This is a genomic window from Inquilinus limosus (assembly GCF_002195995.1).
GTDB classification, from domain to species: domain Bacteria; phylum Pseudomonadota; class Alphaproteobacteria; order DSM-16000; family Inquilinaceae; genus Inquilinus; species Inquilinus limosus_C.
Window position 1 is genome coordinate 1 of record NZ_NHON01000147.1, and the last position, 10594, is coordinate 10594.

Annotated in this window: 14 protein-coding genes and 1 tRNA gene; 7 read left to right on the forward strand and 8 right to left on the reverse strand. The window is 70.9% G+C overall.

From position 1 onward, the window contains the following. Positions 1-171: 171 nt before the first annotated feature. Positions 172-633, reverse strand: coding sequence for a GNAT family N-acetyltransferase (locus tag BWR60_RS34115; protein ID WP_088157478.1), 462 nt, complete (start codon positions 631-633; stop codon positions 172-174). A 35-nt stretch (positions 634-668) separates the two neighbouring features. Then, positions 669-1541, reverse strand: a complete 873-nt coding sequence (gene gluQRS / locus BWR60_RS34120) for a tRNA glutamyl-Q(34) synthetase GluQRS (RefSeq protein WP_088157480.1) — start codon at positions 1539-1541, stop codon at positions 669-671. A 64-nt stretch (positions 1542-1605) separates the two neighbouring features. On the opposite strand from gluQRS, the gene BWR60_RS34125 reads away from it, so the two are divergent. Both BWR60_RS34125 and BWR60_RS34130 read left to right on the forward strand, forming a co-directional pair. Further along, positions 1606-2286 carry an alpha/beta hydrolase gene (locus BWR60_RS34125; RefSeq protein ID WP_088157482.1) on the forward strand — a complete coding sequence of 227 codons (681 nt, stop codon included), beginning with the start codon at positions 1606-1608 and terminating at the stop codon, positions 2284-2286. A gap of 118 nt (positions 2287-2404) precedes the next feature. After that, positions 2405-2968 carry an HNH endonuclease gene (locus BWR60_RS34130; protein WP_088157484.1) on the forward strand — a complete coding sequence of 188 codons (564 nt, stop codon included), beginning with the start codon at positions 2405-2407 and terminating at the stop codon, positions 2966-2968. 15 nt (positions 2969-2983) lie between these two features. Here BWR60_RS34130 and BWR60_RS34135 read toward each other — a convergent pair whose 3' ends face one another. From BWR60_RS34135 to BWR60_RS34150, 4 genes are all read right to left on the reverse strand, one after another. Continuing rightward, positions 2984-3445, reverse strand: coding sequence for a CreA family protein (locus BWR60_RS34135; RefSeq protein WP_088157486.1), 462 nt, complete (start codon positions 3443-3445; stop codon positions 2984-2986). Positions 3446-3447: 2 nt separating this feature from the next. After that, a complete protein-coding gene (locus BWR60_RS34140) occupies positions 3448-3999 on the reverse strand; it encodes a demethoxyubiquinone hydroxylase family protein (protein ID WP_088157488.1) in 552 nt (183 codons plus the stop codon). Continuing rightward, complete coding sequence (locus BWR60_RS34145; protein ID WP_218823812.1) at positions 3996-4484, reverse strand: disulfide bond formation protein B; 489 nt, start codon at positions 4482-4484, stop codon at positions 3996-3998. The genes BWR60_RS34140 and BWR60_RS34145 overlap by 4 nt, the downstream gene beginning before the upstream one ends. A gap of 540 nt (positions 4485-5024) precedes the next feature. Next, positions 5025-6017: a threonine ammonia-lyase gene (locus tag BWR60_RS34150; protein WP_088157492.1), complete on the reverse strand. Its 993-nt coding sequence runs from the start codon at positions 6015-6017 to the stop codon at positions 5025-5027. 90 nt (positions 6018-6107) lie between these two features. On the opposite strand from BWR60_RS34150, the gene BWR60_RS34155 reads away from it, so the two are divergent. From BWR60_RS34155 to BWR60_RS34165, 3 genes are all read left to right on the forward strand, one after another. Continuing rightward, positions 6108-6599, forward strand: a complete 492-nt coding sequence (locus BWR60_RS34155; RefSeq protein ID WP_088157494.1) for an Lrp/AsnC family transcriptional regulator — start codon at positions 6108-6110, stop codon at positions 6597-6599. Positions 6600-6723: 124 nt separating this feature from the next. After that, a complete protein-coding gene (locus tag BWR60_RS34160; protein ID WP_088157496.1) occupies positions 6724-7659 on the forward strand; it encodes a phosphoribosyltransferase in 936 nt (311 codons plus the stop codon). A gap of 34 nt (positions 7660-7693) precedes the next feature. Then, positions 7694-7780 (forward strand) — tRNA-Leu (locus BWR60_RS34165). Between the two features lie 11 nt (positions 7781-7791). On the opposite strand, the gene BWR60_RS34170 is transcribed toward BWR60_RS34165, so the two are convergent. Together BWR60_RS34170 and BWR60_RS34175 are read right to left on the reverse strand one after the other, a co-directional pair. Beyond that, positions 7792-8319 (reverse strand): GNAT family N-acetyltransferase, encoded by a 528-nt coding sequence (locus BWR60_RS34170; protein ID WP_088157498.1) that lies wholly within the window; start codon positions 8317-8319, stop codon positions 7792-7794. Positions 8320-8330: 11 nt separating this feature from the next. Next, positions 8331-8975: a TetR/AcrR family transcriptional regulator gene (locus BWR60_RS34175; protein ID WP_088157500.1), complete on the reverse strand. Its 645-nt coding sequence runs from the start codon at positions 8973-8975 to the stop codon at positions 8331-8333. A gap of 195 nt (positions 8976-9170) precedes the next feature. Between BWR60_RS34175 and BWR60_RS34180 the strand changes: the two genes are divergently transcribed. Then, a complete protein-coding gene (locus tag BWR60_RS34180; protein WP_088157501.1) occupies positions 9171-9665 on the forward strand; it encodes a DUF1772 domain-containing protein in 495 nt (164 codons plus the stop codon). Between the two features lie 110 nt (positions 9666-9775). Then, on the forward strand, positions 9776-10354 hold the full coding sequence (locus BWR60_RS34185) for an HPF/RaiA family ribosome-associated protein (RefSeq protein WP_088157503.1): 579 nt from the start codon (positions 9776-9778) through the stop codon (positions 10352-10354). Positions 10355-10594: the final 240 nt, after the last annotated feature.

Below are 10594 nucleotides of genomic sequence, written 5' to 3' on the forward strand. Positions count from 1 at the left end.
AGATCGTGGAACACGCTATTCTTGTGCTGCATGGCGTTGCCTTCTGCTGTCCCGAAACGTTGCCAGACGTTCGAGATCCAGCTGAATCAACGCCATGCGCCTTGTCCACAAAAACTCAACCGGACACTCGTGGGTCAAGCCCGAGGATGACACAGTGGGATGGCCGGGGCGCTACAGCCGCCCGCGATAGACGACGAAGCCGGAGCGATCGGCCACCTGGTCGTACAGCCGCATCGCGGTCTGGTTGGTCTCGTGCGTCTGCCAGTAGACACGGCCGACGCCGGCGGCCCGGGCCTGCGCGTACACGCCCTCGATCAGCGCCTTGCCGATGCCCCGGCCGCGCGCCGCCGCGCTGGTGAACAGGTCCTGCAGGTAGCAGGTCGGGCCCAGCATGGTGGTGTTGCGGTGGAACAGGTAGTGGGTCAGGCCCAGGAGCTGGCCGTCGACCTCCGCCACCAGCGCGTGCACCGGCTCATAGGCATCGAAGAACCGCGCCCAGGTGGCCCGGGTGATCTCGGCGGGCAGCGCGGTCTCGCCGACCCGGCCGTAGAATTCGTTGTAGCCGTCCCACAGCGGCAGCCACTGGTCGAAATCGGCCGGTCGGACGAAGCGGATGGTGGGGGCGGCGGTCATCTCGGCTCCAGGTTCGATTCATCCCGTGGCCGATCCTAGTCCGGAAACCCGGCCAACGCCCGCACCTCTGCTGCAGAGCGGCCCTCCGCCCGGAAGGCGCGGATCGCGGCCGCGTCGCTGCGCTTGGCCAGGCGCCGGCCGGCCGCGTCGGTCAGCAGGGCGTGATGGCGCCACACCGGCACGCGATACCCCAGCAGCGCCTGCAGCAGCCGGTGGACATGCGTCGCCTCGAACAGGTCGAGCCCGCGGGTCACCGTGGTGACGCCCTGGATCTCGTCATCCACCGTCACCGCCAGGTGGTAGCTGGTCGGCGTCTCCTTGCGCGCCAGCACGACATCGCCCAGCCGCTCGGGTCGTGCAACCTGCTCGCCGGCCAGCTCGTCCGCCCAGCTCAGCCGCCCGGCCCGGCGCATCGCTTCGGCCATGTCGAGCCGCAGCGCGTAGGCCCGGCCCTCGGCCAGCCGGTCGGCCCGCTCCCGCGGCGACAGGCGGCGGCAGGTGCCGGGGTAGAGCGGCGACCCGTCGGGCGTGTCCGCCGGGCCATGCGGCGCGCTGCCATGCGGCGCGCTCTGCATCGCCGCGATCTCGGCCTGGATCTCGCGCCGGGTGCAGAAGCAGGGATAGATCAGCCCCTGCCCCTCCAGCACCGCCAGGGCGGCGCGATAGTCGTCCCAATGCTCCGACTGGCGCCGCACCGGGCCGTCCCAGTCGAGACCGAGCCAGGCCAGATCCTCGAGGATCGCGTCCTCGAACACCGGCCGGCAGCGGGTCTGGTCGATGTCCTCGATCCGCAGCAGGAAGCGGCCGCCCGCCTCGCGCGCGCGGCGCCAGCCGGCCAGGGCCGAATGGGCGTGGCCGAGATGCAGGAAGCCGGTCGGGCTGGGCGCGAAGCGGGTGACGACGGTCATGGCACAGCAGTAGGGAACCCCGGCCGCGGTTGACAAGAGACGGCAGCGCCGGGACAGATGGCGCATGGATACGACCACGCCCCTCTTCGGTCCCCGCCTCGCCCCGGCCAGCGGCCGCGCACCCAAGGCCCTGATCGTCCTGCTGCACGGTGTCGGCGCCGACGGGCAGGACCTGATCGGCCTGGCGCCGCACTGGGCCCGCTACCTGCCCGAGGCCGAGTTCCTGGCGCCGGACGGGCCCGAGCCCTGCGACATGGCGCCGTTCGGCCGGCAATGGTTCAGCCTGCAGGACCGGACGCCCGCGGCGATGGAGGCCGGGCTGCAGGCCGCGCTGCCGATCGTCAACGGCTTCCTCGACCAGGCGCTGGCCGAGCGCGGCCTGACCGATGCCGACCTGGCGCTGGTCGGCTTCAGCCAGGGCACCATGACCTCGCTCTACACCGCCCTGCGGCGGCCGCGGCCCTGCGCCGCGGTGGTCGGCTATTCCGGTGCCCTGCTCGGCGCCCCGACCCTGGCGCAGGACATCGCCTCGCGCCCGCCGGTGCTGCTGGTGCATGGCGAGGATGACGGGGTGGTGCCCTTCGCCGCCATGGCCGCGGCGTCCCAGGCGCTGCGCGGCGCCGGGGTGGAGGTCGAGACCCTGGCCCGGCCCGGCCTTGCCCACGGCATCGATCCGGAAGGGCTGGTCGCCGGCCTGGACATGCTGCGCCGGCACCTGCCCCAGGCGGTCAGCGAAGCGGCGTGACGAGATCGTGACATTTCCTGCCCTTTGGGCGCAGGATATTGCGTCAAGCGGGTTTCTCCGTATATGCATGACGCATCCGCGGAGGGTCCGCGGAAAGAGATAAAGGCGAAGGAGTGGGATGGTGTCTGCCCCACCCGACAGTTGCCCGGCTCTCGTCCTCAACGCCGACTTCCGTCCGTTGAGCTACTTCCCGCTGTCCCTATGGCCCTGGTACGAGGCGATCAAGGCGGTCTTCCTCGACCGCGTGAACATCATCGCCGAATACGACAGGGTGGTCCGCAGCCCGTCCTTCGAGATGCGGCTGCCCAGCGTGATCTCGCTGAAGGAGTACATCCCCTCGGCGCGGCGGCCGGCCTTCACACGGTTCAACGTGTTCCTGCGCGACCGGTTCAGCTGCCAGTATTGCGGCGAGCGCCTGCCGTCGCAGGAGCTGACCTTCGACCATGTGGTGCCGCGGGCCCGCGGTGGGCGCACCAGCTGGACCAACGTGGTCGCGGCCTGCTCGGTCTGCAATCTGCGCAAGGGGCACCAGATGCCCGACCATTGCGGCATGCACCCTTTGACGCCGCCGCAACAGCCCACGACCTATGAGCTGCAGGAGAATGGGCGGGCGTTTCCGCCCAATTTTCTGCACCAGAGCTGGCGCGACTTTCTGTACTGGGACACCGAGTTGGAGCACTGAGCGCGCTCGATCGGCTCAGTTGCCCCACGGCATGACGGGAACCGCCGCGACGCTGTTCATCGGCGAGCCGTCGACCAGCTTGGTCGAGTAGGACAGGTAGACCAGCGTGTTGCGCGGCCGGTCGTACATCCGCACCACCTGCGTCTCCTTGAACAGGATCGAGGTCGAGCTGTCGAACACCTCCTTCTGCCGGTCGATGCGGTCCGGCAGGGTGATCGGGCCGACCTGGCGGCAGGCGAGGGCGAAGCGCGACGGATCCTCGGCCAGGCCGAGCCAGCCGGAGACGCCGCCGGTGCGGGCCTGGCTGAGATAGCAGGCCACGCCCGGGATGTCGGGGTCGGTGAAGGCCTCGACGCAGACCTTGTGGTCCGGGCCGATCAGCTTGAAGGCGGTGTTGACGCAGCCAACATCCTCGGCCCGGGCGCCGGACGCGGCCAGCAGCGCCGTTGCAGCGGCGACGAAGGCGGGCAGCCGCATCGTCACACCCGCTCGGACAGCCAGATCGCGGTGCGCGTCGCCGCCTTCACCGCACCGGACAGCAGGCGGTAGCCCGGCGCCTGCTCGGCCTCGTGCTCCAGGCCGATGTCGCGATGCTCCAGTTCCTCCGCCCGGAAGCGCTCGATCACCGCCTTCAGCTCCGGCTCGTCCCCGCCCAGCGCCTCGGCCTGGCGGGCGTAGTGATCGTCGATCACCTCCTCGACCGCCACCGTGCAGGCCATGGCCGCGCGGTCGCCCAGCAGGGCCGTCGCCGCGCCCATGGCGAAGGCGCCGACATGCCACAGCGGGTGCAGCAGCGTCGGGCGCACGCCACGCTCCGCCACCATCCGGTCGAAGGTGTCGAGATGCTCGCGCTCCTGCTCGGCCATATGCTCGATCACCGGGCCCTTGGGGCCGCGGCCGAGCACCGCGAGCTGGCCCTCATAGATCCGCTTGGCGCCGTATTCCCCGGCATGGTCGACCCGGATCATCCGGGCGATCCGCTCGCGCCGGGGAAGGTCGCCCGGCAGGGCGCGGCGGCGGGAGACGGTCATGCGGCCCTCGTGCTGCCTGAACGCAGGCCGGCGACCAGCAGGACCAGGCCCGCGATCACCGACAGGATGGCGTTATACCCCGCCATCGAGATCCCGAACAGGACGAAGCCCGGCACGTCGCAGCGCACCACCGGGGCGTTCAGCAGCTGGTCGCGCAGGGTGGCGACGCTGCCGCCGGCGGAGATGGCGCTGGTGCAGGAGGTGAAGCCCGGGAACCAGCCGTACTCGACCCCGGCGTGATAGACCGCCAGCAGGCCGCCGAGCAGGATCACCAGCCCGGCCAGCAGCACCAGGACGCGCCGGGCCGGGCGAATCACCGCCGCCAGCAGGCCGAGCACGATGGCCGCGCCCCACGGCCAGCGCTGGTACAGGCAGAGCTCGCAGGGCTGCAGCCCGCCGAGATACTGCGAGGCGAGGACGGTGCCCAGCACGACGACGCCCAGGGCGGCCGTGAGCCAGGAGAGGAGGTCGAGGCGGCGCAACATGGCGCGGATCATGCCGCGCGGGTGGTGCGCCGCCTAGCGCCCAAATGTCGCGAGCCCGGCAGGCCTGTTCTGCTCCGGATGCGCTGGCGTTCCCCCCCACCCTCCCGCCGCCTTCGGCGTCGGGCCTCTCCCTCTCCCCAACTATGGCGTCTACGCATTGTTGGACCGGATGGCGGGGGTACAGACAGATTGCCTCTCCCGCTTGCGGGAGAGGTCGGACTCGCGCAGCGAGACCGGGTGAGGGTGGCTCGGTCGCGACACCATGACCAGCGTTTCAGGACCGGACGGATCATGCACCCGCTCCTGGCAAAGCCGTGCTTTCGGTGAGGCCGCAATCCCCTCACCCGGACATCCTTCGGATGTCCGACCTCTCCCGCAAGCGGGAGAGGCAATCAGCTCGTTGCCCCGCCATCGGGTCTCAACGATCGATGTGTGAATGCCGTAGCTCTCCCCGAGGAGAGGGAATATGAGCCGTCGCCCTTTCACCTCTCCTTGGGGAGAGGTCGAAATCGCCCCGGCGATTTCGGGTGAGGGGGCGGCTCAGGCCTTGCCGGCGGGCTCCAGCAGCCGGGCCTGGAAGGCCTCGCTGAAGTTGCTGCCGGTGATCACCGTCGCCACCCGCCGGCCGGCGAAGCGGTCGCGATTCGTCATGATCGCGGCCAGGCCGGCGGCGGCGGAAGGCTCGGCCGCCACCCCGGCGCCGCGCAGCAGCAGCCGCGCCGCGTCGAGGATGGCGCCGTCATCGACCAGCAGGATCTCGTCGACGCAGGCGCGCAGCTGGGCCACGGCCGAGGGCACCGGCCGGGCGATCGCCATGCCGTCGGCGATGGTGTCGGTGTCCGGCGTGTCGATGGCGCGGCCCGCGGCGAAGGACTGGGCCATGGCCGGCGCCCCGCGCGCCACCACGCCGACGATCCGCACCCGCGGCGCATGCGCCTTGAACCAGGAGCCGATGCCGGTCGCCAGCGCGCCGTCGCCGATCTGCACGACGATGTCGTCGACCTCATGGCCGGCGACCGTCAGCTCCTGCGCGATCACGCCGGCGCCGGCGGAGATGATCGGGTGGCCGCCATCCTCGACGAACAGCGCCCCGCTCTCCGCCGCGATCCGGCGGGCCAGGTCCTTGCCGGAGCCCTCCTCGGGGTCGGCCAGCCGCACCGTGGCGCCGAGGCGGCGCATCGCCTCCAGCTTCAGCGGGTTGGCCCAGGAAGGCGCCAGGATGGTGGCGGCGATGCCGCGCCGGGCCGCGGCCCGCGCCAGCCCCTGGCCGAAATTGCCGCTGGAGGTGGCGACCACCGCCGCCGGCCGCGGGTCCAGCGCCGCCATCACCGCCTCGGTGCCGCGCCCCTTGAAGGAACGGATCGGGTTCAGCGTCTCGACCTTCAGCAGGCAGGCGCAGCCCAGCGCCGCGTCCAGCGCGCCATGCGACATCACCGGCGAATCGAGAAACACCGGGTCGATCGCGGCGCGGGCGGCGAGAATCTGCTGCGGCGTGAGGGGCAGGGTCGAAGAAGGGGCGGCCTGCGCGTCCATGGGTCGTCTCCCGGTTGAGCTGTCGCGACTCTAGCCGGCGCCGCTCCGGCTGTTGTTGAAATCTCCTGCGCCGCCGCGCAAAATTCTTGCATGAGCCCCAAGCCCGCCCCCGTCCTCGACCGCCTCGACCACAAGCTGCTGGCGCTGCTGCAGGCCGATAGCGGCCGGACGCTGGAGGAGCTGGGCGACACCGTCGGCCTGTCGCCCAGCGCGGTGCAGCGCCGGATCGCCCGCTACCGCGCCGACGGGCTGCTGCTGCGGCAGGTCGCGGTGCTCGATTCCGGGCGCCTGGACAGCGTGGTGCTGGCCGCGGTGTTCGTGATGCTGGAGAAGGAATCGGTCGACCTGCACCGCGCCTTCAAGGACCGGATGCGCGCGGCGCCGGAGGTGCAGCAATGCTACGACCTTGCCGGCAGCCGCGACTATCTGGTGATCGTCGCCGTCACCGGCATGCGGGCCGGCCGCGAGGCGGTCGACCGGCTGTTCATGACCGACCCGAACATCAAGCGCTTCGACACCCATTTCGTGTTCGACGCGGTGAAGACCGGGCTGGCCCTTCCGACCACCGGCCAGGCAGGTTAAGCGCTGCCGGCATAAGCCTTGAATCCTATCGGCTTTTCACCGTTTCAGCCGTAGCCAAACTCGATTTGGCCGCCGCTCCGGCACGCGCCATCTCATCCTCATCGGCACCGCAACCCCGCGCAAGATGATGGATCGTTCCCTGTCGTCGTGGAAAGGCCTCGACCCCGACCGCAAGCCGGTCTTCCTCGGCTACGACCAGACCGAGCGCATGCTGGCCGCCCTGCTGGACCGCGCCGCCGCGTGGCGGCCGGACGTCGTGGCCGGCATCGCCCGGGGCGGGGTGGTGCCGGCGACCATGGCCGCGACCATCCTGGCCCTGCCGCTGGCGACCATCGCCTATGACCGGGCCGCCGCGCGGGGCGAGTGGATCGGCCCGCCGCCGTCAGGCAAGCGCGTGCTGCTGGTCGACGACGGCTGCAGCACCGGCGGCACCCTGCGGACGGTGCGCGGCATGCTGGTCGCCGAGGGCCGTGCCTGCCTGACCCTGGCCGTGGTGCACGACCCGGAGCACAGCGACTTCACCCCCGACCTGTCGCATCCGATGCGCGAGCTGTGGCGCTTCCCCTGGGAGCGTGGCGAGGCGACGCCGGACGGCCGGGCCCATCGCGCCGCCGGGCACGGCCCCGATCGCCGGACCGAGCAGCCCTTTGTCGGGATGGAGGTCGACGGCGTGCTGGCGGATGGCGACGGCGAGGTGGAGCCCGCCCTGCCCTTCTTCCGCGACGACCGGGCCGCGGTGATCACCGGCCGGCCGGAATCGGAGCGGGCGCGGACCGCGGAATGGCTGGCCAGCCACGGCCATGGCGGGATGGCGCTGGAATGCCGCCCCGACAGCCTGTCCGGCCCCGCCTTGGTCGCCCGCTACAAGGCCGAGACGGCGACCCGGATCGGCTGCACCCATTTCGTCGAGAGCGAGCCGCAGCAGGCGATCCTGATCGCGGCCCTGGCGCCGCATCTGATCGTGACCTGGTGGTCGGCCGAGCGCGGCCGCCCCTTCACCGTCGGCGCCGCGCCGGGGACCGGCGCCCTGCCCGACCCCGGGCCCTTGCAATTTCGTTGACGGGAGTCGGGCGCTGCCTATGATGCGGCCCCGCGCGGGCGTGGCGGAATTGGCAGACGCGCTGGACTCAAAATCCAGTTCTGGTGACAGAGTGTCGGTTCGACCCCGACCGCCCGCACCAGCCTCCCGGACCTAGGGGTCCGTCGGAAACATCAGGTACCAGAACAGGGCCACCTCGGCCCGCAGCGCCGGGAAGGTGCGGTACTGGTGCTCGTCGTAACCGCCCAGCACGAAGCCATAGCGCCGGTAGAAGCGGCAGGCCGCGACATTGTTCGACTGGGTCTCCAGCCGGATGCCGGGCAGGTCCCGCTCGCGCGCCCATTGCACCGCCCGGTCCATCAGCCGAGCCCCCAGGCCGGATCCGCGGGCCGCCCGGTCGACCGCGAGATCGTCGACCGACGCGTAGCCGTTCCAGCTCTCCGACACCAGGATGTAGCCGCGCAGCCGGCCGCCCTCCCGCGCCACGGCCAGCAGCCGGTCGGCGCCGATCTCGGCGAAGTCGTCGGCGTCGAACGCATAGGCCTTGCGGTACGGCTCGACCGGCCGCGCGTCCCCGACCGGGTCGCGATAGGGCGCGACCAGCTCGCTACGGATGTCGAAGGAGAAGTCGCAATCGACGATGTCGGCCGGCGACAGCCGCTCGGCGGTCTCGATGATCATTCCGGGGTTTCCTATTCCGGCGCCAGCTCGCGCAGCGCCATGCGCTTATAGGCCTCGACCAGCGCGTCACCCTCCGCACGGTCGACCGAGATCGCCAGCCGCATCGTCGCCTCGCCGAGCTGCATCACCAGCAGGGCGCGGGTCGACAGATCCGCCGGGTCGGCGGCCGGATCGATCCGGGCCAGCGTCGCCGCCAGCACCCTGCCGTTGATCCGGCTGTCCTCGAGGTCGATCTCGCGCAGCCCCTTGTCGGCCTGCAGCCCCGACCAGATGTCGCGCATCACCGGCTCGGCCAGGAACAGGCCGTAATAGGTGTCGATCAGCGCGCCGAAGGCCCGGCGCAGCCCGGCGGCGTCGCGCACGCCGCGCAGCCCCTCCTCGATGCAGGCCCGCCCCTCGGCGTTGTAGCGCTCGGCCAGGGCCCGGATCACCGCCGCCTTGTCCGGGAAGTACTGGTACAGCGAGCCGATCGAGATCTCCGCCTTCGCCGCCACCTCGGCCATGCGCAGCGCGTCGCTGCCCTGGGCCGCGATCAGCCCGGTCGCCACCGCCAGGATCCGCTCCACCCGCTCGCGGCTGCGGCGCTGGCTCGGCGCCCGGCGCAGCGGGCCGCCCGGGTCGGCGGCGGGGGGAGCGGCGGGGCTGGCGGCGGCCATGGATCGATCCTCTGCAAATCCGCTTGACGCAGCGAATGTGAGTGTTTATCACTTTTAAGAAAGTGATAAATACTCACATTCGGAGAGGATCATGGCCTCGCCGGCGAGTGCGATGCAAGTGCGCAAGCCGCGCGACACCGGCGCATCCGGCGTCTGGGCCGGCTGACCGGCAGCCCCGACGATGGAGAGCTGACGATGGGCGAACGCGTGGTCTCGGTCCTGGTCTTCCTGTCGGCGCTGGGTTCCGGCCTGGCCGGCGGCATCTTCTTCGCCTTCTCGACCTTCGTGATGAGCGCCCTGGCCCGCCTGCCGGCGCCGCAGGGCATCGCCGCGATGCAGTCGATCAACATTGTGGTGATCAACCCGCTGTTCATGATGGTCTTCATGGGCACGGCGGTGCTGTGCGCGATTGTCGCCGTCGCCGCCCTGTTCGGCTGGGCCGGTCCCCACCCGATCCTGGTGGTGATCGGCGCCGTGATCTACATCGCCGGCAACATCGTGGTGACGATGACGGGCAACGTGCCGCTGAACAATGCCCTGGCCGCGGTCGACCCGACCAGCGCCGAGGGCGCCGCCATCTGGGCCCGCTACGTCCCGGACTGGAACCTCTGGAACCATGTGCGGACGGTGACCGGCGCGGTGGCGGCGGCCTGCTTCATCCTGGCCTGGCGCTGGCCGGCCGCGGCCTGACCGCAAGGTTCTCCATCGCCCGAAACAGCGGGGAACTCCCGGCCCCCCGAAGGGGTTCGCAAGGGGAGGGCGACAGCCCCTCGGACCGACGGACGCGATGGAGGCCCGACATGCAGAAGCCGTTGCAGCTCTCGTTCAAGAACATCGAAGGATCGGAGGCGATGAAGGCGATCGTGCGCGACCGCGTCGGCCGGCTCGACCGCCTCTACCCCAAGCTGGTCGGCTGCCGCGTGGTCATCGAAGCCCCCCATCGCAGCGCCCAGGGCGCGCGGCCGCCGCTCGGCATCTCGGTCGAGGCCGAGATCCCGGGCAAGCCCCTGATCGTGGTCAAGGACGTGGAGGAGCGGCGCAGCCCGCGCGATCACGCCGCGGTCGTCAACCGCAGCTTCGACGTGGTCGAGCGCAAGCTGGACGAGGCCGCCCGCATCATCCAGGGCGAGGTCAAGGCGCATGAGGCGGCGGGCGAGACCGGCACGATCAGCCGCCTGTACCCCGAGCAGAATTACGGCTTCGTCGAGGCCAAGCAGGCCGGCAGCCTGTACTTCACCCGCAACGCCGTGATCGATGGCCGCTTCGACGAGCTGGCGGTCGGCACCATGGTGCACCTGACCCTGGCCACCGGCGAAGGCCCGATGGGGCCGCAGGCCAGCTCGATCCGCCTGCTGGGCGGCGACCGCGCGGTGGAGTGAGAGCGGCCTGGGGCGGGTGACGTCGACGTAGAATCACGCTCCTTGCGTTGCCTCTCCCGCTTGCGGCCATTTCACGCCCTCATTCCTCGCCGTCATTGCGAGGAGGCGCAGCCGACGAAGCAATCCAGGGGCCGGTGCGCACCGGCCCCTGGATTGCTTCGCTGCGCTCGCAATGACGGCTCTGGGAATTCTGAAAAGGGCCTACTTGCACGAGAGGCCATCGGTGCGCCTGACATGATC

Bases quoted from the DNA above. Each gene is read 5' to 3' on its own strand.
- BWR60_RS34185 (WP_088157503.1), top strand. From the start codon at position 9,776: ATGCAGAAGCCGTTGCAGCTCTCGTTCAAGAACATCGAAGGATCGGAG.
- BWR60_RS34135 (WP_088157486.1), bottom strand. From the start codon at position 3,445: ATGCGGCTGCCCGCCTTCGTCGCCGCTGCAACGGCGCTGCTGGCCGCG.
- BWR60_RS34130 (WP_088157484.1), top strand. From the start codon at position 2,405: ATGGTGTCTGCCCCACCCGACAGTTGCCCGGCTCTCGTCCTCAACGCC.
- BWR60_RS34170 (WP_088157498.1), bottom strand. From the start codon at position 8,319: ATGATCATCGAGACCGCCGAGCGGCTGTCGCCGGCCGACATCGTCGAT.
- BWR60_RS34140 (WP_088157488.1), bottom strand. From the start codon at position 3,999: ATGACCGTCTCCCGCCGCCGCGCCCTGCCGGGCGACCTTCCCCGGCGC.
- BWR60_RS34175 (WP_088157500.1), bottom strand. From the start codon at position 8,975: ATGGCCGCCGCCAGCCCCGCCGCTCCCCCCGCCGCCGACCCGGGCGGC.
- gluQRS (WP_088157480.1), bottom strand. From the start codon at position 1,541: ATGACCGTCGTCACCCGCTTCGCGCCCAGCCCGACCGGCTTCCTGCAT.
- BWR60_RS34180 (WP_088157501.1), top strand. From the start codon at position 9,171: ATGGGCGAACGCGTGGTCTCGGTCCTGGTCTTCCTGTCGGCGCTGGGT.
- BWR60_RS34155 (WP_088157494.1), top strand. From the start codon at position 6,108: ATGAGCCCCAAGCCCGCCCCCGTCCTCGACCGCCTCGACCACAAGCTG.
- BWR60_RS34150 (WP_088157492.1), bottom strand. From the start codon at position 6,017: ATGGACGCGCAGGCCGCCCCTTCTTCGACCCTGCCCCTCACGCCGCAG.
- BWR60_RS34115 (WP_088157478.1), bottom strand. From the start codon at position 633: ATGACCGCCGCCCCCACCATCCGCTTCGTCCGACCGGCCGATTTCGAC.
- BWR60_RS34145 (WP_218823812.1), bottom strand. From the start codon at position 4,484: ATGTTGCGCCGCCTCGACCTCCTCTCCTGGCTCACGGCCGCCCTGGGC.
- BWR60_RS34160 (WP_088157496.1), top strand. From the start codon at position 6,724: ATGATGGATCGTTCCCTGTCGTCGTGGAAAGGCCTCGACCCCGACCGC.
- BWR60_RS34125 (WP_088157482.1), top strand. From the start codon at position 1,606: ATGGATACGACCACGCCCCTCTTCGGTCCCCGCCTCGCCCCGGCCAGC.